Origin of the sequence: Haloarcula sp. K1 (genome assembly GCF_001647155.1) — an archaeon.
Taxonomy (GTDB): Archaea; Halobacteriota; Halobacteria; order Halobacteriales; family Haloarculaceae; genus Haloarcula; species Haloarcula hispanica.
The window spans coordinates 85,171-110,184 of sequence record NZ_LRHL01000012.1 but is presented as its reverse complement, the minus strand read 5'-3'; the positions used below and the strand labels follow the sequence as shown (position 1 = coordinate 110,184).

Here is a 25,014-nt window from a genome sequence, read left to right as displayed (position 1 = left end):
TAGAGACAGACGACGAACGCGACTGGCTACGCTCGTCGGTTACGTCGTCAGAAATGGGTTCGGGCGGATTGTGAACCAGAGAAAGACTCACTTCGTTCGTCTTTCAGGGTTCAAATCCGCACTCACGCGTAGATTCGTCGCTCGCGGTTTGCTTGCGACAGAAGTAGTGGGTTCGGGCGGATTTGAACCGCGAGGGATCGCGCGGGGCGCGCTCCCTCTGGCTCCCGCCTCGCCAAGGCTCGGCGGGAACGCCGCCCTCCTCCATTCCACGCCGTGCGGATGCATCGGCATTCGCTCTCGGTACGGAGATCAACTCAGCGACATCGGGTGTCCCCACCCTCGTGGGCCACGCCACGGCGTGCTCAGGAACCAGTATGAGCACGAAACTCAAAGCTATGGAACCGACGGACGCAGTACAGATGTATCTCGAAGCTAAACAAAGTGAAGCGGCTGAGGCGACCGTCCGCGAGCATCGCTACCGCCTTAAGCATTTCAAACGGTGGTGTGCGAACAACGGCGTCGAGAATATCAACGAGCTGGACGGCAGGATGCTATACGAATTCAGGCTATGGAGGCGTGACGACGGCGACTTATCCACGTTGTCCCTTCGGAACCAACTGAGTTGCCTACGGACGTTCATCAAATGGTGTGAGAACGTGGACGCGGTTCCGAAGGACCTACACGAGAAGATCGACCTTCCGAACGTAAGCCGTGAGGAAAGTACCCGTGATGAAGTGATTAGCAAGGAACGGGCCGAGTCTATCCGAACCCACCTCTACAAGTTCAAGTACGCCTCGCGGGAGCATACTCTGTTTGAGTTGCTATGGCATACGGGCATCAGAATCGGAACGGCGCGGGCGCTTGACCTGCGGGACTTCGACCGCGAGAGAGAACGGCTTGGGATAGTCCACCGTCCCGAAACTGGCACGCCCCTGAAGAACGGCGAGCGCGGTGAGCGGTTCATTGCCCTGAACGAGCGGGTGTGTGAGATACTCTACGACTGGATAGAGACGAACCGTCCTAATGTGGATGATGGCAATGGACGGAAACCGCTATTCGCTTCAACTCAAGGCCGTGCCCACAAGACGACGCTACGGCGGACAGTCTATCGCGTCTCTCAGCCATGTTTCTACGCAGACTGTCCCCATGACCGTGACCCCACTGAGTGTGACGCGAAGGGGTACGACGGTGGGAACCGCTGTCCGAGTGGTATTGACCCCCACACCATTCGGCGGTCTGCTATCACCCACTTCCTCAGCAGCGACGTTCCACAACAGGTGATCGAAGACCGCATGAACGTTAGCGCGAAGGTGTTGGATGAGCACTATGACAAACGGAGCGCGGAGCAGAAGGTGGAACAGCGGCGTGGATATTTGGAGAGTATCTAATCACCAAAATCATTTGGCTCTAACAACATCATCGAAGCCCCTTCATCTTCTCCTACAGGGTCTCCAATTCTTCTACATTCCGTTCCTGAGTCTATAGCTTTCTCCAAATCAATTTCACTATCTAATTCAATGTCGTTGAAACTCCCGAACCAGAACCCAATTGGATTCCCAGTCACATCATTGAACAGTAGCCAGAATTCTATGGCAATCTTATCTGCATCCCATTCTCGGTTGATACGTTGCATGACCTCTGAGAATGGAGCCTCATACCCTCCTGACGGCATAGAAAGCGGCTTCATTTTGATATTGGATTGAAATTGAATTTTGTCATCGCCTTCCTCGATGCGGCTTCCAGATAGCTTGGGTTCCCCACCATCTGTAAGAGTTCCTGTGTAACGAGTTAGAGGATTCCAGCGTGGAACTACAGCAGTTCCTTGCCTCTTGTAGCCCTTGCCGAATATTGGCTCACCATCATCAGATACCTTATGCTCGTAGACTACGCACTGAATATGTAGATTTTCTGCAGGTCCATTGCCTCTGTTTGTAATACTTGTTATGAGTTTATCACCCTCCCCGCGAATGGATTCCCGCGACAGCCGAGGCTGATGATTAGCGGCCATCAAATCCGTCTGGCGGCTCATCAATTGGTTCTGTTTCCTCTGTATCTCATTTTGTTCATTCTGAATATTCTTCATTCGCCAGTAGACAATGAACAGCCCAATTGTCACCAGAACGGAAATAACATCAGTGAACCTAACGTTCCAAAAGTTAGGTGGGAATAGTTGTAGAATCGTTATTTCCATCTACCTACTGAATATTACGCTTTTGCCATATAATTACCCCCGATTTAGCTGATTCGGTTCTCTAGCGAATATCCACCACCCGATATTCCACCTCCGTCCCGAGATATTATCTATTTTTGATGGGGGCGGGAACGGTCCGACCTTTGCATGAAATTCGGTAGATTTGCCAATTGCTCCTTTATCAAACCCCTTCATGCGTCCTTGTAAGTACCAAGGATGCGAGAGGGAGCCATCAACGAGATGGGACAAAGATCCTGCATGATGTGCGAGTCTTATATTACTGTTGACACTCGTCTGAGGGGAAACACCAAAGGAATCGTACGTCGGAGTAGCACGTGACTATGACTATCGCGGACCTTCTTACTCCTCGGGACGAAGTCACTGAAGGGCAGTTCCAAGGTGTCTTGCAGGCACACAAAGTCGGTGACGATGAGGATAGGCTGGAGAACGATGCTGATCGTCTCATCTCGATGACTTATCCCTCTAACGCGCTGCAAACTGCGTTCGACCACGTCGACAACAAGCTCCGTGGGCGAGACAGTCAGGGTGGTATCGCACTCTCTGGTCCCTACGGCGCTGGTAAGTCTCACGGTCTTCTGGTACTCTACCACATGTTCAACAGCCCAGACGTCGCCCAGAAGTGGATCGACGACTGGGATATTACGCTCGATCTTCCCGAGAGTGCCAAGGCGTCTATCCACTCGACCAGCGAGACAGACGCCGATCTCATTTGGGAGCCGATTTTCAGGGACTTGGGCCGCGAAGACATCCTCGATGACATCAAACGCTATCCGACGACGGAGCACCTCGAACGGCTGAGCGACGAGGAACCCGTCGCTATCTTCTTCGACGAGATCGAAACGTGGTGGGAGTCCTTCGACGAGAGCGAGAACGAAGAACTCCTCGAACGGAACGAGTTCTTTCTCCAGAATCTCTTTGAGGTTGCCAACGACCCGCAGGAAGATCTATTCGCGTTCGTCACTCTACTCGACAAGAGCCGTGACATCAGACGAATTCTTGACCGTACAAACCCCTACGCGGTCGACATGAACGATACTGGGGACCGCGAACAGATCATTCTCCACCGTCTCTTCGAGACGCGCCAAGAGGACGTCGACGATAAGGCTGTGCGGGATATCGTAAGCGAGTTTGTCGACCACTACACCTTCCCTATTGAGATCGACGAACCGAAGCGGTACGAGAATCGGATGGTCGAGACGTACCCCTTCCACCCCGAGCTTCTCGACCTACTCGACGACATCTATGAAGCGGGACGGGAGCGGCAGAGCGTTCGTGGCGTGATGAACGTGCTTGCCGACACTGTCCGCCGCAAGTACGAAGAGACCGACCTCATTGTCACGTGTGACATCGAACCGAGTGCCTTCCGTGGAATCAACCAAACACTGTTCAACCGTTACGTCTCGGACAGGGATGCCGTCGAAGACATCGACTTTGGGGACGACCTGCTACGGACGATCTTCCTCTACACCATCGAGGAGCGAGAGCAGCGGGCGTCTGTGACTGAGTGCCTACTCGGGACGTTCAAATCCGAGAAGGCGACTGTCGACAAACTCCACATGTCGCTTGAGAGCCTATACGGGGTTGCCCACTATCTCGACCGTGATTCACAAAAAGAGAACTACTACCTGACGGAAGACCCCAAGCTCACCGCACTCGTTACTCGGGAGCAGGAGCGCGCACTTGAAGACGACCGTGACAGCATCGAAAAAACGCTCGTCGACGTCGTCCGAAACGAGGTGTGGGGAGACGACGTCTGCGTCTACCCCGACGAGGATGTCCCCGATATCCAGGAACTGACCACGGTTGTGATGCTCGACTATCTCTCGAACGGGGCACTTCGAACGAAGCTCAACGACTTTTTCGAGGGACGCACCTACCAGAACACTGTACTGTTTGTCACGCCGAAGAAGGAGATCCGCGACGACGAGGATATCATCAGCAAGGCCGCCCGCGTGCTCGGAGCCGAAAACCTCCGCGGAAACGTCGACGACGGTGGGGAACTCGCGTCGATCATCCGCAACGAACGTCGGGAACTGCGGAACGAACTCGAAGACCGCTTCGGGAAGTGGGTCAAGTGGAGCGAAGACCTGAGCGGCGACGGCGTACGGATGCGGCGGATCGACGTGGCGGCAGATGTCGACGACGTGAAGGACAAAGTCGGTCGGGACAAGACCTACGTTGGTGAGAAGATCAGCGAAGAGGTGGCGGACGCCGAGAACGGGATCGCTATCGCGTCGATGCTCAACGACTTCAGGCAGTTCCGTCGGATGCCCATGCTCCTATCCGACGAGGTGTTCTACTCTGCGGTCAGCCAGTTGTACCGTGACGAGAAGATCGTACTCGAAGGAGATCGAGCGAACTTCTACGTTCCCCACAAGGACGACCATCTTCCCGACCTCGACGACGATCTGACGATTCACCACCCCGACAACCTCGACGATTCGATTTTCGAGGAAGAGGAACCGCCAGAGCCGACTGGCGGCGGTGACGGTGGTGGCAGCGACATCGGCGGTGGCGGCGGAGATGGCGGTGATGGTCCCGATAAACCGACGCCAGGAGGAGGCGGCGGCAGTGGTGGGGGAGGCGGAGGTGGCGGTCCCTCACCTGTCTCTACGACTAAGGAGACCATCGAGTTGGAAGGCAACAGCGCCCGTGTGCTCAGAAGCCAAGCCGATGCACGAATCAACAGCAAGACCGATTCGACGGTAAGCATCGACCTGAATTACGATGTCGCGGGTATCTCGAAGGACGAACTGATCAAGTTCCTCGAACAGCTCCCGAGTGGCGATCACATCGATGCAACGGTGGTGGTCGAACGTGAGACTGAAAACTGACGACCTCGCTCAGTTGGTCGAGAACGACGACCCCGTCCCGCCAGTATGGGACGCACTCTGGGACATCTGGTATCCCGCTGGCGACGATGTCAGCGACCACTACGGCAAAGAGACCGACGCAGTGAGCTACGAGCGGTTGCTGTTGGATGTCTATCGGGAGTTCTTCGACGAGGTGCTTCCCGACAAGTGCGTCAACGAAGCGTCTCTCGATGTCCCTGATGGTGGCACGTTCGTGGTGATGGATGCGATGAGCGTCCGCGAGGCGGCGATGTTCGTCGACATGCTCGAAGATCGGGGCCACGAACCTGAGACGGGATACTCGTTCTCTTCAGTGCCGTCGGAGACGAAGTTCTACCGCGACCGCGTCGGCTACTCCGATCTCAAGAAAGAGCACAAGACGGCGAGCGTCAAGAGTCAAGACCCCTCGCTCGACGGTGACGAGGAGATTGTCTGGTGTCGCTATCCTGACGCCCTGCTCGAAAACATTCAGGAGGGGAAGACGAAGCTCTCCTCCATCGAGGAAATGTACGAAAAGACCGATACAGCGCTGCAGGCGATTCTCGATCAACTCGACACCAACCACGTGATAATTGGATCTGACCACGGGTATGCACGACTCGACGCTGGTCATACCTTCCAGATCAGCGACAGGCAGAAGTCGGCCCTACAAGAGACGTTCAGTGGTCGCTTCGAGGGCATCGGTGATGTTAATGCGAATCATCTCGTGGACGATGGTCTCGTTCTTGAAGCGGACGGTTACTATATGCCAATCGGCAGATACACTTGGCCCGCCCGAGGTAAGTACAGTACCTTCCAACACGGCGGACTGAGTATTCACGAGTGTCTCACACCACGAATCGAAGTATTCCTGTAATCATGAACTCTGATAACGACCGACGACCCATCGAGATATCGTTTCCCATCGAGCAAGTCAACGAAATTGCTGAGAAAGAAGGTCATGCAAAGAGGTACTATCGCCCCGTCTACACGATGCACAAGTATTGGGCGCGGCGGTTAGGTTCAGTTTTCCGAACCATGCTCCTGTACTCGCTGGCCGACGAGGAGATGACCGTCAAGGATAACGGCCAACATACCTTCGACGAACTTCCAAAGGTTGATTGGAACAATCCCGACGCACTGTGGGAATACTACCTCGAAGATGTTGACTTCGACGGGAAGACCGTTCTTGACCCGTTTATGGGTGGCGGGACAACAATTGTAGAGGCTCTACGGATGGGATGCAATGTTATTGGAAGTGATTTGAACCCTGTAGCATGGTTCACTGTAAAAAAAGAGATTGAACCCGTTAATCTAGACGAGTTACAGGCTGCATACGACGAACTCTACGACTCAGTCGGCCAAGAAATTCAGGAGTACTACTCAACATCTTGCCCTGATTGTGACGAAACAGCTGACGCGATGTACTACTTTTGGGTCAAGGAACTGGAATGCCTCAACTGTGGGCACGATGTACCGCTCTTGAAGAGCCACTACATCGCAGACTCTCGCTCTTCGAAAGATAACTACAAGAATGTACTCTGTCCTAAATGCTGGACTGTCCAGAAGGCGGATGCTTCAGACGAGGAGACGACCTGTGTGAATAAGCGCTGTGGACACGATTTCATCCCGAATGAAGGAAATGTGTCTCGGAAGAACTACGTCTGTCCTGACTGCGGCGTTAAAAGCGAGATCATCAGTGCCACAGAGCGATTTGGAAAGCCTGACACACAAATGTACGCTGTGGAGTACTACTGCAAATCCTGCGACGAGAAGGGATACAAATCCTCTGATGACAGCGACGAAGTCCTGTATGAAAAGGTATCATCGCAACTGGAAGAGGAATGGGACGATCTCCCTATCCCAACCCAGAAGCGGTACCACGGAAGCTCTGATTTCGCTTTGGATCACGGCTATCATTATTACCACCAGATGTTCAATGATCGGCAGCTGCTCGCATTAGGCCGATTGCTCGACGCCATCAAAAATATAGAAGATCAGAATATCAAGGAACTTCTCCTTCTAACTTTCTCTGCGAACCTCAGAGCAAACAATATGTTTTGTATGTACGAGAAGAGCTACAACAAGCTTCAGCCCTCTATGATTGACACGATTATCCCTCGGCACGCTCCAGTTGAAAATAACGTCTGGGGTACTGAGTATGGTAGAGGAACTTTTCGAAAGACGTTTAATATGGTATTTAAAGGGAAGGAATGGTGCCAACAACCGTTTGAAAAATACGTTAACGACCAAGGCGATACCCAAGAAAAGCAGCTCAGTACGCCCGTTGCAGGAGAGTTGGTTGATGAGGCAGACGAATTAGGAGAGAATGGAAATGCGTACCTGAATTGTGGAACTTCAGAGTATCTCTCCGTTGATGACGAGAGTGTTGATGCGATCATCACTGATCCCCCTTATTACGACAACGAAATGTATGCGGAGCTATCTGACCTTTTTTACGTTTGGCTCCGAGAGGGTCTAAAAGACACCTATGACCATTTCCAAGGAGAACTCACACCAAAGAGTAACGAGGCAGTTGTTGATCGGAAAACAGATGTAGACGATTATCGGACAGAAGAGCATTATATCGAGACTTTGAGAAATGTTTTCCAAGAATCCAATCGGAAACTAAAGGATGATGGAATTATGGCCTTTACCTTCCACCACAAGGAGACCGAGGCGTGGGCATCAACGATTCGGTCGGTCTTAGAGGCAGATTTCTACATCAGCGCACTATACCCTGTGAACAGCGAGACGAGAGGCGGATCCCGTCACGGACGAGCGACGGTCGACTACGACACGATTATTGTCTGTCGGAAGCGCGAAGAAGACCCTGACGAAGTTTCTTGGCGCTCTCTGGAGGACGATATTTATTTCCGTGCTTCTGAGGAGATAGAGCGTTTAGAACAGCACGGTCGACGCCTCACTGGTGGGGACGTGTTCGTAGTCGCAATGGGAAAGTGTCTGGAGACGTTCTCGAAACATTATCCAAACATCATCCGTGACGGTGAGCAGATGAGCGTCGTGGAGGCCGTCGATGCCATTCAGAATATCGTCGATGAACAGCTGATGGAGGAACGGGTACAAACGATGAGCGAAGAAATGGACACCCTCAGCGCTGTTTATCTCACCTACGTACTCGGACGCGGAGGCACAATCTCCTACAGCGCGCTGAACAAGGACCTTCGTCAGCGAGGAGTGGACGTCTCTGAACTCGTCCACGAGGGCTTGCTGGAACATGACGGCGACCAGCTGACCGTGCGTGGGCCGCTGGACCGTTCGGACAGCATCGAATCTAAGCAGAAGACCCTCGCGGTAGATAAGGCACACTACTTGCGATATCTCTATGAAACTGACCACTTGGCACAGAATTTCGGTAAGTGGACCGACCAGGGATCCATCGCTGCACTCCGACGGCTTGCGGAAATCGAGAACGATGACGAGTATGCTGACATAGCGGATTATGTCGAGGAGCAAACAGACACACAAACTGACATCCAAGACTGGTCATAATCGTGCAATAGCGAACTCTCTCCCATACTGAGATTTATATCAGAAGGCAACACAATTTGAAAGTGAATAAATGAGCCTAGATATCGGATTTCACGTGCATTCGGAGGAAGCCATTGATCGACATGGGCTGTTTGACGATCAAATGAGTATCGTCGAATTCCTCCGTCGAGTCAAACGGATGGAAGATCTGCCCTACGACGTCACTGTCCACGGTATTGACGACTTCTTACGTAGTGCTGAGAAACCACTCGAAACATGCGACTACGTTTACCAAATTCTCCGCGACCACGTCAACTTCTTGTTGACCCAGAATCCTCGTGTCCAGTTCGTAGTTAGGGATGTTGAATACTGGGATGAACCCGTTCTCCGCGACGGCAACGACGAGATACCCCTCAAGCGAATCTTTCACGGGATTGAGCAGGAGGGGTCAGGCTGGTACTACAGCAACATCAACGTGCAGTCGTAGGTCAGCCTGACGGTTTTATATGTATAGATATGGCATAAGTGATTGATGATGGGACTAACCTTACCAAACGGTTGGGAGGAGATTGATGAACCTCATCCTCAAGATGGCGTTGTCGCGTATTCGGAGGCACGCTTCCGAAATACCAATGGATTCGAGATAGTCATCTGGTCAGAAGTTGCTGAAGATGCAGCGGACTACAAGATTGAGGAGGATGACAAATATGCAGTTGAAGTATACAATGCTTCTCAAGATTATGTCGAGGGGGATTCGTATGAAACCGAAGCAACAGCTAAAGAGGCCGCTCGTGAGGTAATGGAGAAATTCTCATAACCGTCGCGCCCGCGCGAAACATGGCCGTGCCTGTCGATAGTGATGTGGGACCCGTCTTAACCCTCTGCCGACACACATCTTTAACCATTTGGAACTTTCCTACGTGGTTTGACCCTTCACTCCTTCATGATGTAGCCACGTCTCTGACACCCCGATTCCACCTTCCTACCAGTTACAAAGACGTGTAAGGCGGCTACTTATACTATTCACCGTCCTCCGTCTTTGTATCTCCAGTCGGCTCTAACTTCGGACCCCCGATCAAGAGGTCGTATTTTGTAATAAATCCTACAGGGGTACCATCGTCAACCACGAGGACAGCCGAGTGTCCCTCATCAAGAATCTCCTCAACGAGTTGGCGGCTTGTGTCACGTTCCACCCGAATGAGGTGGTGGTACTCAATTTCGCTGATTTCTCTCTCGTCATCGTGTACCTTCATCAAGTCCGCGTCGGTCGCAATTCCGACAATATCGCCATCTTCGTGTTCCCGCACAGGAAGTTGTGAAAAGTTACCCTTAATCATCTTATCGGCTGCTTCCCGTCGAGTTTCAGTCAGGTGTGTCGATGTAAATTCGGTAATCATCAACTCTTGAGCGGGCTGAGTCTGCTCGCTTTCCCATCTTTTCAACACGTCCCACATCGTTTTCAATCTGGGATATGGAGCTACTGCCTCTCCACTCAAATTTCGGTTGAGGGTACTCGGATCAACATCTACCTCTTTAGCAAGTTCGACCTTGTTTCGACCGACTCGATTTAGCTTGTCTATCATCATCTCGGTGATAGTTTCGTATGTTTGGAGATCCATTATTGCATCAGATGCAATCGAAGTTGAATAGGATTTTCCTCTTATGCATCTCCCTCCCCTACGATTGAATGGACGATGAGCAAAGTAACCGCCATCTCGACCGCAGAAAATCACGCACAGAGTCAGAATCACTCTGAACTAATCGATGCAGTGGCCGAAGACCGAAAACTCGGCCCTGACGAGAAAGAAACTCTCCTCCGCTTCGCCAAGTCGGAAGACCGCGTCTGGGTCTACACGGAAGAGAGGGGGCTGATGCGTCGGCTTCTCCAGCATCCCGAGTTCCGACTGGAAAGTCTTCGAGTCGTCACCGAAGAGTCGTGTGGCGAGCGCGTCGACCCTGACGACTTCAGCGAGGGTTCCATCACGGGAGTCGATGGTTGGGTCCCGATTAGCGTTCTGTCCCTCAAGACGTCGTCACGGTCGACGTCACAGCACGCTGCAATCGTTCCTGACCGCGTTCTTCGGGAGGGGTAGCCATGTCGATGAGCAGAGGAACTTCGCAGTCAGAGCACGTCGTGGTGCAGTTCAAGCCCTACCGCCGTGCGTGGTTCAAATCCGCGTGGGACGGTCAGGCACAGCCAGTAAGCGGTAGTACCCTCGCCTACACGGCGAATAAGTGCGACGAGTGTTGGGGGCCACTACGTCAAGGCCGTTTCGATACCTACTGTGGTGTCTGTGGTCTCGTGCATCGACGGCAGGTGTACTGGGAAACGTCGCTGGAGATTGAAGCGGGACGACGACAGTTCGACCACGACAGCGAAGAGGGGAGCGGAACGCTCCAGAACAGGCACGTTACAGTCGTCGAGGATTCCGCTGGCGAGACTACCTTCGACGGGAGCGAACTGTCGTTCAACGTGTACCCTCTCGACCAGTACAACGACGGTCGAGACGGGCATCGGGGCCGACAAGACGACGTCCAGAAACTCGACCGCGACCGTCGGTTCCTCGAACAGCGCGCAGAAGCCTGTGGAACCGCAGCAGGGTTGACGGGCGAAGATGTTCGTGAGGTAGCCCGAGTAGTCACCTCAATCAACTCAGGAGCCTTCACCTCTTACGGACCTGAGCGAGAGGGTGGCGGACAAGACGCCCATATCGTTGCCGCCATCGTCGTCGTCGGGAACGACAACCTTCCCGACGATCCTGACAGGGTCGACTTCTCTGACCGTATGGAGAATCGAGGTGCAGTTCAGACTCTCGCACAAGGCTTTGGGATGGACCGCGACGACGTCCGTGGGTCAGTCAGCCAACTACGCAAGCAACTGAGGAAGTAACGGGAGTGACCTCCTTACCCACGCACCTTCCAACTACAATGACGTGTAATGGGGTAGAATAAACCCCCACCGACCTCATACGGACGTCAGCAAAATTGGGTCAGAGCGCGCGGCATAATCCACCCCCACGGGACGCGGTAGGAGTCCCGCAGTAAGACCTAATTTTGACGGGGTGGGTATTACCCACAGTCATAATACCAAATACTCACTTTTGCGATCTGCTTGTGCTTCAAATTGGTCGACTCGACAAGATCTTTGAGGCGTGTATCTGCGAGTTGCCTCGTACAACCGACGGTCTCCGCGACTTCGCTTGTCGAGGCAGGTGAGTTGTCTCTGACAGCCTGTTCAAACTGTTCGTCGCTGTATTTCGGCTCACGCATATCCGTGTGTAGAAGACGAAGCCTCAAGTAATTTGCTACAGTAGCAAACTATAAGTTGCTGGCGTCTGTAGACGTAACTGTAGAAGATGCGTCCCTCGGGGCAGAAATGCCCGCGTGCTGGAACACGCGGACGCGGCTTCTACATGGAGGCAGAAGCCATGTCAAACTACGAGGAAGCCGCTGAAAGACTTACCGATAGCACCGATCTTGGACCGCGTGGCGTGCGTGCTCTGACCGAGTACCTGACCGTGCTCCCCGAGTATGGGCGTGCGAAGGATGCCGATGAACTGTTCATCGTCGTTAGTGAGAGCGGGAGCGAATACTTAGTCGACGCGCGTGACGATGTCTGTGAGTGTCCCGACTACCAGTATCGTGAGGCTCACTGCAAACACCTTCGTCGCGTTGAGTACGCCACTGGTAAACGTACTATTCCCGCGTGGATTGATCCCACGGCGGTCGACGCTCAGATCGGGTATCACGTCGAGACATCTCCTATGCTAGCTGCAACCGACGGTGGTGTGACCGTTGAAGCGAGCGAGGATACTGAAGCTCACGACGACTGCCGACCCGAGGGCTGTGACTGTGGAGAGTGGTGTCCCGACGACCTACCGTGCTGGCTGTGTTTCCGAGAAGGGTTTAAGACGCCTAACCCCAAGAAGGGAAAAAAGTAGGTTCGTCCCACTTCCTTTATATAACCTGACAAAGCAACATAGGTTTGAGGATATTGTTACTGGTTAACGTGCAGGAGGAAGAGCATTGACTCAGAACCACAGGGGTAACAATCAAATTCAAAGTGGCTCCGACCCGATCAGGTCTATAGACCTATTATGGAAGAAATACAGCTAGAGTTCTTAGTTAATCGAATGAATGAAAAGCTAGATTCGTTGATTGGGAGGTTTGATTATGATGATGATTTTTTTGCTAGACGATATGGCGAAGGAGAAACTAGTGATCTCCCTCATTACATCTGGAGGCCACCAGATATTATTGTTTCAAAGAGAGTGGAAGACTTCTCCGTATTTTTCAACGAAATAGACAATATTAGAGATTGGTTCTCATTTATATATAGGTCGGTCCCAGTTATCCAGATATACGTAATTGATGCAGATGATGACAAGGAGTTGGAGACACATATGACAGAACAATCGTTTAGACAGAAGGCACCTGACGGACTCTTACAGTGTTTTGTCTTAGTCGATGAAAATAAAGAAATCTGGTCAGAGGATACAGATCATATAAATGGAAACGTGATCGTCGAAGAAACGCTTGACGCTATAGAGATATTGGAACATCTTCTGCCAAATATAGACACTCATCTCAGAGATCATGAAATCGCGAAGGCTGAAGATAGCGAACTACTTCATGATGTTGCGCATTATATTGGGCATGAAATGTTCCATTTTGATGAGGTTTATTCAGCATATAATAATAGGAACTTCGGGATATTAGTGGTTTTACTCAGTGTATATTTTGAATCGTATCTTCGAGATTTAATAATCCAGAAATATCCCGACTCAGGGATTGGTAAAAAAGCGCAAAGGGGAGAGCATGTCAATTTCAAGAACATGATCGAATTCTCCCGTGCCCGTGGAGAGCTGCCAGATGAGATTGAAACCATTGACCAAGTTAGGTCAGAGAGAAATACTTACGCGCATGAGCTTTCTTCCTTCCACTTCCATGAATATAATGATACAAAAAGAAAAGATTTCATCGAAGATGCGATACGCATCTATGAATCTATGGTAGAGGTAGAAAATTCTATGTTAGATGAATAGATGGGACAGAAATAGTAACTGAGCGTGCCAGTGGCTTTGCAAGATATGGTTGTTCTTTGCACGGGGGTTTTAACTGGTATACGATATGAAAATCTCACACCGTTGGGGAAGAGCGTTCTATTTTTGAATCAGCCCATTCGATCCAGAGCGTTCTGTCTGTCGTCCACAGGTGCCTGATCGTACTTCATCGTCTTCTCTGGATTCTTGTGCCGAAGTTGGGACGCTGCCGCCGCTAAGTCTTCTTTGAGGGATAGGTACGTGCTGCCGAATGGCGGATGATGGACCGACTCATCTGATGGTGCTTGACCGAGGTGTCCGCTATGTCACGGAGGCGGTGCAGGAGCCTGCGGAGAGCCTGACGCCCGTGTGGGTTGCTCCCTCGCAGTCTCTTGACACTGACTATCCTGTAGGTTTGCAACGCCATGGACCCTGCCAAGGTGATGCAAACGGTCGAAAGAACTAGGTTCCTCCGCGTTCAAATACGGTGTGAGTGCGCCACGGCGACGGCCTACCGAGGTGGGCGTGCAGAAGATGGGTAAAATTCACCATCGACGTCACTCATGGTATAAGAGGGCGGAGCGATAACACCGCCGCTGTCTGGCAAATACCGTGAAAGAGTATAGGAAGTGGGTTCGGGCGGATTTGAACCGCCGGCCTCCTCCATGTCAAGGAGGTGTCATAACCGACCTAGACCACGAACCCTCACTGCGAGGTACACCACATTGTTTCCGGTGGGTATAATTGAAGGTTTCGAATTCCGTATCACCACGTTGTCTGTTGATTGCCCACACATACTCGTCGGCGAGCAGGGGTCCCGATAGGCTTAAGTCAATGTACGGATTTGTACATTACAACACGAAAAAGTCCATTGGTGAATACAATGAAAGAGTACATCGAACGCGTCACTGACGGTGACGACCTGACACAGGACGAGGCCCGAGCCGTTGCGACGACTGTCTTCGAGGATGCGACAGAGGCACAGATCGGTGCGCTCCTGACGGCACTGCGGGCGAAGGGGGAGACGGAGGCCGAGATCGCCGGCTTCGCCGAGGGGATGCGTGACGCCGCACGGACCATCCGGCCCGACCGCGAGGGGCTTGTCGACACCTGTGGAACCGGTGGCGACGACTACAACACAATCAACGTCTCGACAACGAGCGCCATCGTCGCTGCCGGGGCTGGCGTCCCCATCGCCAAACACGGCAACTACTCTGTTTCTTCATCTTCGGGGAGTGCCGATGTGCTCGAAGAAGTCGGCGTCGACATCGAGGCCGAACCGCCGGACGTTGAGGAGACTATCGAACGAGACGGCATCGGTTTCATGCTCGCTCCCGTGTTCCACCCGGCCATGAAGGCCGTCATCGGCCCGCGCCAGGAGCTCGGGATGCGGACAGTCTTCAATATTCTCGGCCCGCTGACGAACCCCGCTGACGCGGACGCGCAGGTGCTTGGTGTCTACGACCCGGACCTCGTGCCCGTGATGGCAGAGGCGCTGGCCCGACTGGACGTCGAACGAGCGCTGGTCGTCCACGGTGACGGCCTCGACGAGATCGCCATCCACGGCGAGACGGCTGTCGCGGAGGTCACCGGCGACCGGATCGAGGAGTACACCATCACTCCGGAGGATATAGGGCTTGAAATGCACGACATCGAGACCATCTCCGGGGGATCGCCCGAGGAGAACGCCGCCGACCTCCGTGGCATCGTCACTGGCGACGTAACCGGTGCAAAGCGGGATATCATTCTCGCGAACGCCGGCGCGGCCATCTACGTCGCCGGCGTCGCCGACACGCACGAAGCGGGGGTCGAACAGGCCCGACAGGCCATTGAATCGGGCGCGGCGGCCGACAAACTCGACGACCTGATCGGGGCATGACGCGCGTGAAGATCTGTGGCGTGACGGACAACAAGGACCGCGACGCCGTTATCGCGGCTGGCGCTGATGCGGTCGGCGTCATCCACGGCGTCCCGGTCGACACGCCCCGAGAGGTCGACGAGAAGACAGCCACGACGCTCGTCGATGGCGTCCCGCCGTTCGTGACGAGCGTGCTGGTGACGATGCCGACGACGGTTCAGGAGGCCGTCAGGCGCATCGACAGGGTCGAACCCGACGCAGTGCAGGTCCACGACGGACTCTCACCGGCGGAACTCGGGGCCCTCGATAGCCGAATCACCCAGAACATCGTGGCTGTGGTCGAGGCAGAGGCCCCAGCTATCGAGGACTACGCCGACCACGCCGACGCCCTGCTCGTCGATTCGGTCGACGCCGACGGCGGCGGTGGCACGGGCGAGACACACGACTGGGAGCGTACGCGCAACCTCGTCGACTCGCTGGACGTCCCCGTCGTGCTGGCCGGCGGATTGACTCCCGAGAACGTGGCTGAGGCCGTCGAGACTGTCAAGCCGTTCGCCGTCGACGTGGCGAGCGGTGTGGAGTCTGCCGGCGGAAAGAAGGACCACGACGCCGTCGAGCGGTTCGTCCGGAACGCCACGCGAGCGTCGGAGGGTGGGGTATGACCCTCGACATCTCCCGCGCGGAGTTCGTCGAACACGCCAAGGCCGACCGCCCGGTCGTCGTCCGCACCGCCACAGAGCTGGCTGTCGACGTGGAGCCGTTGACCGCGTATTCGGCGCTGACCGGCCGCACGAGCGACGTGGCCGCAAACGACTACACGTTCCTGCTGGAAAGCGCCGAGAAGGTCGCCTCAAGCGACCCCGACGGCGCGTTCGCGCCGGAGACCGACGACCGCCACGCCCGCTTCTCCTTCGTCGGCTACGACCCGCGCGCCGTCGTTACCGTGACTGGCGACGAGAGCGAGGTCGAGGCGTTCGACGACCGCTACGCCGACCTCGTGACGACTGACGGCGGCGACGTGGTCGACGACCTCCGGGCGGCGATGCCTGACGTGGCGCTGCGGAACTTCCCGGAGATGGACCGCCAGCACCTCGAAGGCGGCCTCGTCGGCTTCCTCTCGTACGACGCCGTCTACGACCTCTGGCTCGATGAAGTCGGTCTGGACCGGCCCGACTCGCGGTTCCCTGACGCCCAGTTCGTGCTCACGACATCGACGGTCCGCTTCGACCACGTCGAGGACACTGTCTCGCTTGTGTTCACGCCGGTCGTCCGCCAGGGCGAGGACGCCGGTGACCGCTACGACGAACTGGTCACCGAGGCCGAGCGCGTCGAAGGCATCCTCTCGGACCTCGCCCCGCTGGAGACCGGTGGCTTCCGCCGCGAGGACGAAGTCGCCGGCCCCAGAGACGAGTACGAGGACGCCGTCGAGTGCGCCAAGGAGTACGTCCTCTCGGGCGACATCTACCAGGGCGTCATCTCACGGACCCGCGAACTGCACGGCGAGGTTGACCCGCTGGGCTTCTACGAGGCGCTCCGAGACGTGAACCCCTCGCCGTATATGTATCTGCTTGGCTACGACGACCTGACTATCGTGGGCGCGAGCCCGGAGACGCTCGTCTCCGTCGCCGGCGACCACGTCGTCTCGAATCCTATCGCGGGGACGTGCCCGCGCGGGAACTCCCCCGTCGAGGACCGCCGCCTCGCCGGCGAGATGCTCGCTGACGGCAAGGAGCGGGCCGAGCACACGATGCTCGTCGACCTCGCGCGCAACGACGTGCGCCGCGTCTCCGAGGCCGGCAGCGTCCGCGTCCCGGAGTTCATGAACGTCCTCAAGTACAGCCACGTCCAGCACATCGAATCCACGGTGACAGGACGACTCGCCGAAGACAAGGACGCCTTCGACGCCGCCCGCGCGACGTTCCCGGCCGGCACCCTCTCGGGCGCACCGAAGATCCGCGCCATGGAGATCATCGACGAACTCGAACGCTCGCCGCGTGGCCCCTACGGCGGCGGCGTCGGCTACTTCGACTGGGACGGCGACACCGACTTCGCCATCGTCATCCGCTCGGCGACGGTCGAGGACGAGGGCGACCGGGACCGCATCACCGTCCAGGCCGGGGCCGGCATCGTCGCGGATTCGGACCCCGAAAGCGAGTACATCGAGACCGAGCAGAAGATGGACGGCGTGCTGACGGCGCTGGAAGGAATCGAAGAGACTGGAGATCAGTCGTCAGCCGACAGCCCCGAGGAGGTGACCCGATGAGCGCGTCACAGCCCGCCGGCGAGGAGGCCGTCAGGGACGACCTCCGCGTGCTGTTCGTGGACAACTTCGACTCATTTACGTACAACCTTGTCGAGTACGTCTCCGAACACGCCGAGACTGAAGTCGTCCGGAACACGGCATCACTCGACGATGTCGAGGTGTTCGACCCCGACGCGATTATCCTTTCGCCGGGCCCGGGCCATCCGAAGAACGAACGCGATGTCGGGGTCACGCTGGATGTCCTCCGTGAGGTCAGTCCTGACGTGCCGACACTCGGTGTCTGTCTCGGCCTCGAATCGGCGGTGTACGCCTACGGCGGTACCATCGGCCGCGCGCCGGAGCCGATTCACGGGAAAGCGTTCCCCATCGACCACGACGAGCAGGGCGTCTTCGAGGGACTGGAACAGGGGTTCCAGGGCGGGCGCTATCACTCGCTCATTGCAGAGGACGTTCCCGAGGAGTTCGTCGTCAGCGCGACGACGGAGACCGAGGACGGCACGGAACTGGTGATGGGCGTCCGCCACCGTGAGCACCCCATCGAAGCTGTTCAGTTCCATCCGGAGTCAGTCCTGACTGCGGTCGGTCACGACGTGATCCGGAACTTCCTCGCTGGGCTCTAGATGACTTGAAAGCCCAGTATTCCGAGTATCCAGAGGACTGCGACGGCGATGATAGCGATGATGATGAGCCGCCACGCCACCTTCATCACGAGCCGACCGACCAGTAGCACCACGGCGATAGCCAGCAAGCCGACGAGTATCGCCGGCGGTGAGGGAAGCGATCCGAGCTGGAGGAGTGGCAACATATTATAGAGAGGAATGCCCACGGAGAAATACTTCGTGGCTGTCTCGGGGCTCTCCGGTTCTCTGTGTTCGTCCTGCCGGACTAACTACCGCAGTCACGCCGCCAAAGATTCAAACCATCCGGTATGCTACATCCTGACATGAGCGTAGCCGGACTGTGTGAACTCTGTGAGCGCCCCGACGTGGACCACACCTGCGATAGATGCGGGCGACTCGTCTGTGACCGCCACTGGGACGAGGACACCGGGATGTGTGTCGAGTGCGGTGCGGAGGTCGGCCAGCCGAGCGACCGGATGTCGCCGGAGGATATGCCCGACGGCGTGGACACGTACCGGTTCTAAGCTATCGGAACTGATTCAGTCGCTGTTTGAGCTGTTTCGCGGACTGTCCGGCGGCCTTGAAGAACGCGTCACCGGAGTCGTCGCGCCGCGTGTCGGCGTCCTCGCCGGCGAAGATGATGCCCCGCGAGGAGTTGACGAGGCCGACGCCGTCGGCGAGACCGTGCTCGACGGCCGCTTCGGCGTCGCCACCCTGCGCGCCGACGCCGGGGACGAGGAACGGAATGTCCGGAACTAATTCGCGGATTTCTTCGAGTTCGTCGGGGTTGGTCGCGCCGACGACGAGTCCGACGTTCCCGTTCCCGTTCCAGAGGTCCGCGAGGTGGACCACGCGCTCGTAGAGCTTCTCACCGGAGGCCAGTTCGAGGTCCTGGAGGTCCTCGCCGCCGGGGTTGGACGTGCGCCCCAGCACGAACACGCCCTTGTCCGCGCGCTGGAGAAACGGCTCCAACGAGTCCCGGCCGAGGAACGGGTTGACCGTGATGGCGTCGGCCGCAGGCCCTTCCTCGTCGTCGAGAATCCGGGCGTACTGCCGCGCCGTGTTGCCGATATCGCCCCGCTTTGCGTCGAGCAGCACGGGCACGTCCTTCCCGTGTGCGTAGGCGATGGTCTCTTCGAGGGCGCGCCAGCCGTCGGGGTCCTCGTAGAAGGCGGCGTTCGGCTTGTAGCAGGCGGCGTGTTCGTGGGTCGCATCGATGATGCGGCGGTTGAACTGCCAGCGCGGGAGGTCGGCGTCCAGCACGCTGTCGGGGAGGCGGTCGGGGTCCGGGTCGAGGCCGACCGACACCACGCTGTCGGCGGTCGCGATTCGGTCCGCGAGACGGTCGAAGAAGTGCATAGATACCGCGGCGGCTGGCAGCGATACAAGCGTTTCCTTCTCGCGTCGTGCCCGCTTCGATGGAATCAGATTTGATATTCTCCCCCGTGTCTATTTCACAACGCAGGTAGAAGCCCGCTCATGGACCGTTTCATGGATGTCGGCCATGTGGCCGAGACCCTCCCAGACCTGAGCGAAGCCCTGGACGACCCGCGGCTGCGGCAGTTCGGACTCGTCGGCGGTGTCCTGCTCGTGGCCGTCGGCGCGCTGTTGTCGCTCGCGCCCGCGTCCGGACAGTGGCTGTTCTGGTCGTACGCTGTCGCGGCAACGCTGGTGTTTATCGGCGTTCCGCTGTTGTGTCTCGGCCTCGCCGCTCCCGACCCGGAGCCCGGGTCGCTGTTCCATCTCGGCATCGAACTAACGACGACACAGCGCCGGGCCGTCGCGCTGGGGTCGCTCTGTATCACCGCGACACCGATTGTCATCGCCGTCGGAACGCCGCTCGGCCTCCCGACGCTGGTGCTTGCTATCGCTGCCGCGACAGCGGTGCTCGGTTCCGTGCTCGTCCTCACTGGCTTCGTCGCGTGGACGTCCGCGGCTATTGCCGAGCCGAGTCGTCACTGATACTGTTGGCTGTAACTATTTTAAGATATTCGCCACCCGGGGTGGCGAAATTCTTTACAGACGTACAGCCGACAGTATGAGTACAGCTATTTCAGTCGGAGTCGCAGCCAACCGTTTCTTTCTCCGGAAAACCCTCCTACCCCGAGAGGGACTGCTCCAGCACGTCGACCGCGGCTTTCACCGCCGCGCCGCTGTGAACGACGATGGTTGTCCCGTCGACGGTGAGGTCATCACGATCCGGCACGGTCGCGGGCTCTCGCTCCAAGACCAACCAAGCCGTCTCCGGCGTTACCTCGACGATTGCCACTTCGTCGTCGTCGGCCGTCACGCGGTAGGCAAAGGCCCCGTCCGGCGTCGGGTCCACGTCCCTATCGGCATCGACGACGGACACGTCGGCAAGCGGCCCGCGCTGGAGGCCGGTCAGTTCCGAGGCGAGCAACTGTCCGATCCGTCGGCCGTCAGCAATCCTGTCTTTGACCATTAGAGCTCCTCCCGAACGTCGGCAGCGATGGCTTCGACGTCGACACCCTCACTCCGCGCGTACACCACGGCCGCGGCCTCGAGCGTGACACCGATGTCGGACTGGAGCGCGTTGATGCCGGCGACAGCGGTCTGTTTCTCGATGCCGGCCTCGACGACCGCGTCGAGCACCCGCTCGAACGTCGACCGCGACTGCAGGATTTCCTCACCCGGCGTGAACCCGTCCGGAATCGCGGTGTGTGTCGCGTCGAAAGCGACGACGAGGTCGTCCTCGTCCCGTTCGACCAGCCCCTCGCTCGCGGCCACGTCCACCAGCGTCTTGGCCTGGTCGGGCGAGAACCAGTTCCGGTCCAGCGAGAGCGCGACGACGAACTCGCTTTCCGCCATCCGGTCGGTTCCACGCTGGCGGAACGGTGCGGCGACGGCCGTCTTCAGACTCATCGTCAGAGCAACCGGTCGGCGCGGGGGTAACGATTACGATGGCGAGTCGGCATCGAACGGTTCAAGTAGCCGCTGGGTCTTCCTTCCCGTATGAAAGACCAGGGACGCTCCCCTCGCAAGCGGACAGGCGGCCGCCGACGACCGAACCACAAGAAGAAGAAACACGAGCTCGGCAAGGACACCGTCGAGACGCAGGTCGGCGAGCAGCGACTGAAGACCGTCGACTCCCGCGGTAACACCCAGAAGGTCCGTGCGGTCAAGACCGACGTTGCGAGCATCGCCGACGGCGCGGAAACCATCGAAGCGACCATCGAGAACGTCGTCGAGAACCCGTCGAACCCGAACTACGCCCGGCGAAACATCATCACGAAAGGCGCAATCCTCGACACCTCCGAGGGACAGGCCCGCGTGACCTCCCGCCCGGGACAGCACGGTCAGGTCAACGCCGTGCTGGTCGAGTAATCCGGCACGCAATCAGCTTTTTCGGCTGTTCACGGACTCGGAGCGACAGCGTCAGCTATGGCCGGGGAGCGGCCTTCTGGAGCGCGCTTTCGGCGATGTTGCCGCCGTAGTCGGCGGTTCGGGACAGCGAGTCGACCACGCGGCCAAGTAGCTGTGCGCTCTGTGGGTCTAGCTCCCTGACTTTCCCGTCTACCTCGCGGGCGGTTTCGTCGACTTCGGGAATACGAGCACGGGCCTCGTTTGCCAACTCGACGGCCTTGTCGTTGTCGTCAGCCAACAGCGCATCCATCGCGGTTTCGGGGACAGCGATGGCCTCGGTTTCCAACTGATCGAGAAGGTCGGCAGTTTCGCCGGTGATTTCGCCGATTTCCTGGGAGAGGCTGGCGATTTTGGTCGCGTGGTCAGCAATGCGCTCTAGCTGACGGGCGCTGGACTGATAGTCGAACACTGTCTCACGCGGGAAGCCGATTTCGTTGGCAGCCGTCGGATTGCGAAGGACGGTTCGGAACACGCGCGAGACCATGTACCAGAGGCGGTCCACGTCGTCGTCGCGTTGTATAACGTCTTCGGCGAGGTCGTTGTCGTCCTCGATGAGCGCCTTGACGGCGTCTGAGAGCATCGTCAACGAAACCAGCCGCATACGCGTGATGGCGTTGAGAACGGAGAGCTCCGACGAATCCAGCAGGTCCTGCAGGACGACTCGGTCAGCCGTCTCCTCTATCATCTCGAGGCCGACCAGTCCCTGTGTCGCATCGCGGATGATGCGTCGCTGCTCGGCCGTTATGCGAGCGGCCTCCAGTCGGATGATGTCGAAGCCGCTGACGTACATCGTCATCACTGCCCGCGTGAGTTCGTGCCTGTTTTCGAGGCCGGTCACGTCTAGCGTTCCCTCGACGTGGTCGTCGCCGTGCTGTGGCGAGACCAGTAGCAGGTCGTCTTCGGCGTAAAACTCGACGATACTGCCGCTCTCGACACCATTCTCAGTCGCCCACTCCTTCGGTAGTGAGACAGTGTACGTGGACCCGCCCGTCAGCTGTACTTTGCGCGTCTCCATAGTACTACGAATACGCGCTGCAGATTTATAAAATATGCTGTGACTATATATTACTGATCGAAACTCTGACCTGTGCTGTCATGAAATAACGACACACGCTGCGGGCGCTACCCCGTGTAGTATGGTGTCAATATCAGGATCAACGAGTTGTTCTCTAACTGGGTCGCTATCGGGCTTAGACGCCCGTTACCCCGCTTTAGGCGCGCGAGATAGCAACGCCATCAAAATATATAGTAGTATATAGTGTTTATATCCAGATATAGGGCTAATAGTAGGGTACTTATCCGCTCTCTAACTTCCATCAGGTGATGACAGATTCACCGAGCAGTGGTCTCTCACGTCGCCGATTTTTAACAAGTTCTGGTGCGATTGGGGCGCTGGCACTGGCCGGTTGTACGCAGAACACGAGCCGTGGCAACGACGGCGGCTCCACTGACAGCGGTTCTGACGGCCTCTCGGGGCAGGTCATTATCAAGGGCAGCAGTACCGTGTTCCCCATCTCCGACGCGATGGCCGAGGAGTTCATGGAAGAACACGGGAACGTCAACGTCACCGTCGACTCCACGGGGAGCGGCGGCGGCTTCGAGAACTGGTTCTGTCCCGGCGACTCCGATATCAACGGGGCTTCCCGCCCTATCAGCGACGCCGAGATAGAGCAGTGTTCGGGCAACGACGTCGAGCCTGTCGAGTTCGAGATCGCGGGTGACGCGTTGACTGTCGCGGTCAACAACGACGCTGACTGGGTCGACTGCATGACCTTCGACGAACTTCGCCAGATCTGGAGCGACGAAGCGGGCGTCACGAACTGGTCGGACGTGCGCGACGAGTGGCCCGATATGGAGATCGAACGCTACGGCCCGGCGTCGACGTCCGGGACGTTCGACTACTTCAACGAGAACGTTGTCGGCGAGGACACCGAACACACAACCGAGTACCAGCCGACCGAAGAGGACGAGACTATCGTCAAAGGGATCCGTGACAACGAGGGTGGGATGGGGTATTTCGGCTTCGCCTACTACAACTCCAACTCCGAGGCGGTGAAAGCCGTCGAAGTCAAGGCCGAAGAGGGCGACGAATGTACCCCTCCGAGTCTGGCAAACGCCAAGGACGGTTCCTATCCGCTGGCCCGACCGCTGTTCATCTACGCGGCCGAGTCAGCGCTTCAGCGAGAGGAAGTGTACGAGTTCATTCAGTTCTACCTCGAGCAGGCCGAAACCGACCTAGTGCAGGATATCGGGTACGTGCCGTCGAGCGCCGAGCAGCGCGACGAGAACCTCGAAAAGCTGGACGAGATCGCCGGCTAACACGGTCGAGAGCCGGCTTACTCACATGAGTACATTATGAGAGACAACACAATGAGTACCGAGACGCCCGGGCCGAATATTACGTCCAGACCAAGCGGGCGTGCAGCACGCGAGCGTATGTACCGATACGTCTTGCTCCTGTGTGCTGCCGCGTCGATTCTCGTCACCGTCAGCATCGTCGTGTTGCTCGCACGCGACGCGATTACGTTCTTTACGCTGGTGAACCCGGTCGACTTCTTCACCGGAACGGAGTTCCTCATCAGTCGGAACGTCTACGGGTTACTCCCGCTGTTGAGCGGCACGCTGTTGGTCACGGTGATCTCCGCCGTCATCGCACTCCCGACGGGTGTCGCGGCCGCGGTCTATCTCAGCGAGTACGCTAGCGACCAGATGCGCTCGGTGCTGAAACCGGGGCTGGAAATTCTGGCTGGTATCCCGACAGTCGTCTACGGTATCTTCGCGCTCGTGTACGTGACGCCGTTCCTCCAGACCATCGGGCTCCCGGTGAACACGTTCAACATCCTCAGCGCTTCCATCATGGTCGGTATCATGATCATCCCGATGGTCTCCAGCCTGAGCGAGGACGCGATGAGTTCCGTCCCGGACTCACTACGACAGGCCGGCTACGGGATGGGCGCGACGAAATTCGAGGTGACCACCGGCGTCGTCGTCCCCGCTGCGGCCTCGGGCATCTTCTCCTCGTTCATTCTCGCCCTGTCGCGGGCCATCGGCGAGACGATGATCGTCGTCGTCGCGGCCGGCAGCCGGCCCCGAATGCTGAACCTCTCGGACCCGCTTGCGAACCTCTTTCAGGGGTACCAGCCGATGACGGCGGCGATGGTCCAGATCAACAGCGCCGACAGCGTCAGTCAACTGGGCTTTACCAGTCTCTTCGCTATCGGCCTGACGCTGTTCGTAATCACGTTCCTGTTGAACCTGCTGAGTAACCGAATCGCGGCGCGATACCGGGAGGAGTACGAATGAACACTGGGG

At 57.0% G+C, this 25,014-nt stretch carries 26 protein-coding genes and 1 tRNA gene; 19 read left to right on the top strand and 8 right to left on the bottom strand.

What is annotated here, in order from left to right; translation table 11 throughout:
• Window positions 1-374: 374 nt before the first annotated feature.
• Entirely contained in the window at window positions 375-1,388 is a 1,014-nt protein-coding gene (locus AV929_RS05380) for a tyrosine-type recombinase/integrase (protein WP_064287643.1), read from the top strand.
• Here AV929_RS05380 and AV929_RS05375 read toward each other — a convergent pair.
• Window positions 1,385-2,191: a hypothetical protein gene (locus tag AV929_RS05375; RefSeq protein WP_064287642.1), complete on the bottom strand. Its 807-nt coding sequence runs from the start codon at window positions 2,189-2,191 to the stop codon at window positions 1,385-1,387. The genes AV929_RS05380 and AV929_RS05375 overlap by 4 nt on opposite strands.
• 341 nt (window positions 2,192-2,532) lie before the next feature.
• Between AV929_RS05375 and AV929_RS05370 the strand changes: the two genes are divergently transcribed.
• The 5 genes from AV929_RS05370 to AV929_RS05350 all read left to right on the top strand — a co-directional run bounded on the left by AV929_RS05370 (window position 2,533) and on the right by AV929_RS05350 (window position 9,352).
• Entirely contained in the window at window positions 2,533-5,046 is a 2,514-nt protein-coding gene (locus tag AV929_RS05370; protein WP_064287641.1) for a DUF499 domain-containing protein, read from the top strand.
• Window positions 5,030-5,920, top strand: coding sequence for a hypothetical protein (locus AV929_RS05365; protein WP_064287640.1), 891 nt, complete (start codon window positions 5,030-5,032; stop codon window positions 5,918-5,920). The genes AV929_RS05370 and AV929_RS05365 overlap by 17 nt, the downstream gene beginning before the upstream one ends.
• Window positions 5,921-5,922: 2 nt before the next feature.
• A complete protein-coding gene (locus tag AV929_RS05360) occupies window positions 5,923-8,556 on the top strand; it encodes a DUF1156 domain-containing protein (RefSeq protein WP_064287639.1) in 2,634 nt (877 codons plus the stop codon).
• Window positions 8,557-8,698: 142 nt separating this feature from the next.
• Complete coding sequence (locus tag AV929_RS05355) at window positions 8,699-9,022, top strand: hypothetical protein (protein WP_230458839.1); 324 nt, start codon at window positions 8,699-8,701, stop codon at window positions 9,020-9,022.
• Between the two features lie 45 nt (window positions 9,023-9,067).
• Window positions 9,068-9,352, top strand: coding sequence for a hypothetical protein (locus AV929_RS05350; RefSeq protein WP_064287637.1), 285 nt, complete (start codon window positions 9,068-9,070; stop codon window positions 9,350-9,352).
• Window positions 9,353-9,554: 202 nt separating this feature from the next.
• Here the strand turns inward: AV929_RS05350 and AV929_RS05345 are convergent, their stop codons facing one another.
• Window positions 9,555-10,154, bottom strand: a complete 600-nt coding sequence (locus tag AV929_RS05345) for a CBS domain-containing protein (protein ID WP_064287636.1) — start codon at window positions 10,152-10,154, stop codon at window positions 9,555-9,557.
• 75 nt (window positions 10,155-10,229) lie between these two features.
• Between AV929_RS05345 and AV929_RS05340 the strand changes: the two genes are divergently transcribed.
• The 4 genes from AV929_RS05340 (at window position 10,230) to AV929_RS05320 (ending at window position 13,580) form a co-directional block, all read left to right on the top strand.
• Window positions 10,230-10,628 carry a hypothetical protein gene (locus AV929_RS05340; RefSeq protein WP_064287635.1) on the top strand — a complete coding sequence of 133 codons (399 nt, stop codon included), beginning with the start codon at window positions 10,230-10,232 and terminating at the stop codon, window positions 10,626-10,628.
• Between the two features lie 8 nt (window positions 10,629-10,636).
• Entirely contained in the window at window positions 10,637-11,425 is a 789-nt protein-coding gene (locus tag AV929_RS05335) for a hypothetical protein (protein WP_155120725.1), read from the top strand.
• Between the two features lie 523 nt (window positions 11,426-11,948).
• Window positions 11,949-12,476 (top strand): hypothetical protein, encoded by a 528-nt coding sequence (locus AV929_RS22260; RefSeq protein WP_064287632.1) that lies wholly within the window; start codon window positions 11,949-11,951, stop codon window positions 12,474-12,476.
• A 156-nt stretch (window positions 12,477-12,632) separates the two neighbouring features.
• Window positions 12,633-13,580, top strand: coding sequence for a hypothetical protein (locus AV929_RS05320; protein ID WP_064287631.1), 948 nt, complete (start codon window positions 12,633-12,635; stop codon window positions 13,578-13,580).
• 627 nt (window positions 13,581-14,207) lie between these two features.
• On the opposite strand, the gene AV929_RS05315 is transcribed toward AV929_RS05320, so the two are convergent.
• Window positions 14,208-14,282, bottom strand: a tRNA-Val gene (locus AV929_RS05315).
• A 178-nt stretch (window positions 14,283-14,460) separates the two neighbouring features.
• Between AV929_RS05315 and trpD the strand changes: the two genes are divergently transcribed.
• From trpD to trpG, 4 genes are read left to right on the top strand one after another with little or no spacing between them, the layout of a single operon-like run.
• Window positions 14,461-15,456 carry an anthranilate phosphoribosyltransferase gene (gene trpD / locus AV929_RS05310; RefSeq protein ID WP_064287630.1) on the top strand — a complete coding sequence of 332 codons (996 nt, stop codon included), beginning with the start codon at window positions 14,461-14,463 and terminating at the stop codon, window positions 15,454-15,456.
• Window positions 15,453-16,097, top strand: a complete 645-nt coding sequence (locus tag AV929_RS05305; RefSeq protein WP_064287629.1) for a phosphoribosylanthranilate isomerase — start codon at window positions 15,453-15,455, stop codon at window positions 16,095-16,097. The genes trpD and AV929_RS05305 overlap by 4 nt, the downstream gene beginning before the upstream one ends.
• Entirely contained in the window at window positions 16,094-17,698 is a 1,605-nt protein-coding gene (trpE, locus tag AV929_RS05300) for an anthranilate synthase component I (protein WP_064287628.1), read from the top strand. Before AV929_RS05305 ends, trpE begins: the two co-directional genes overlap by 4 nt.
• Window positions 17,695-18,318, top strand: coding sequence for an anthranilate synthase component II (trpG, locus tag AV929_RS05295; protein ID WP_064287627.1), 624 nt, complete (start codon window positions 17,695-17,697; stop codon window positions 18,316-18,318). Before trpE ends, trpG begins: the two co-directional genes overlap by 4 nt.
• Here the strand turns inward: trpG and AV929_RS05290 are convergent.
• On the bottom strand, window positions 18,315-18,503 hold the full coding sequence (locus tag AV929_RS05290) for a hypothetical protein (protein ID WP_064287626.1): 189 nt from the start codon (window positions 18,501-18,503) through the stop codon (window positions 18,315-18,317). The genes trpG and AV929_RS05290 overlap by 4 nt on opposite strands.
• Before the next feature lie 138 nt (window positions 18,504-18,641).
• On the opposite strand from AV929_RS05290, the gene AV929_RS05285 reads away from it, so the two are divergent.
• Window positions 18,642-18,842, top strand: coding sequence for a hypothetical protein (locus AV929_RS05285; RefSeq protein ID WP_064287625.1), 201 nt, complete (start codon window positions 18,642-18,644; stop codon window positions 18,840-18,842).
• A 1-nt stretch (window position 18,843) separates the two neighbouring features.
• Here AV929_RS05285 and pyrF read toward each other — a convergent pair whose 3' ends face one another.
• The gene (gene pyrF, locus AV929_RS05280; RefSeq protein WP_014040831.1) at window positions 18,844-19,677 is read right to left on the bottom strand and encodes an orotidine-5'-phosphate decarboxylase; all 834 of its coding nucleotides are present in this window, start codon (window positions 19,675-19,677) and stop codon (window positions 18,844-18,846) included.
• A gap of 120 nt (window positions 19,678-19,797) precedes the next feature.
• Between pyrF and AV929_RS05275 the strand changes: the two genes are divergently transcribed.
• Entirely contained in the window at window positions 19,798-20,280 is a 483-nt protein-coding gene (locus tag AV929_RS05275) for a hypothetical protein (protein ID WP_049943000.1), read from the top strand.
• A gap of 136 nt (window positions 20,281-20,416) precedes the next feature.
• Here AV929_RS05275 and AV929_RS05270 read toward each other — a convergent pair whose 3' ends face one another.
• On the bottom strand, window positions 20,417-20,761 hold the full coding sequence (locus AV929_RS05270; protein ID WP_064287624.1) for a hypothetical protein: 345 nt from the start codon (window positions 20,759-20,761) through the stop codon (window positions 20,417-20,419).
• The gene (locus tag AV929_RS05265; RefSeq protein WP_008311569.1) at window positions 20,761-21,201 is read right to left on the bottom strand and encodes a DUF2240 family protein; all 441 of its coding nucleotides are present in this window, start codon (window positions 21,199-21,201) and stop codon (window positions 20,761-20,763) included. Before AV929_RS05265 ends, AV929_RS05270 begins: the two co-directional genes overlap by 1 nt.
• Before the next feature lie 90 nt (window positions 21,202-21,291).
• Here AV929_RS05265 and AV929_RS05260 point away from each other — a divergent pair, with 90 nt between their 5' ends.
• Complete coding sequence (locus tag AV929_RS05260; protein WP_008311571.1) at window positions 21,292-21,663, top strand: 30S ribosomal protein S8e; 372 nt, start codon at window positions 21,292-21,294, stop codon at window positions 21,661-21,663.
• 55 nt (window positions 21,664-21,718) lie between these two features.
• Here AV929_RS05260 and AV929_RS05255 read toward each other — a convergent pair whose 3' ends face one another.
• Window positions 21,719-22,717: a phosphate uptake regulator PhoU gene (locus AV929_RS05255; protein ID WP_064287623.1), complete on the bottom strand. Its 999-nt coding sequence runs from the start codon at window positions 22,715-22,717 to the stop codon at window positions 21,719-21,721.
• 308 nt (window positions 22,718-23,025) lie between these two features.
• Here AV929_RS05255 and AV929_RS05250 point away from each other — a divergent pair, with 308 nt between their 5' ends.
• Window positions 23,026-24,021 (top strand): PstS family phosphate ABC transporter substrate-binding protein, encoded by a 996-nt coding sequence (locus tag AV929_RS05250; protein ID WP_014040826.1) that lies wholly within the window; start codon window positions 23,026-23,028, stop codon window positions 24,019-24,021.
• A 51-nt stretch (window positions 24,022-24,072) separates the two neighbouring features.
• Entirely contained in the window at window positions 24,073-25,005 is a 933-nt protein-coding gene (pstC, locus tag AV929_RS05245; RefSeq protein WP_044951933.1) for a phosphate ABC transporter permease subunit PstC, read from the top strand.
• Window positions 25,006-25,014: the final 9 nt, after the last annotated feature.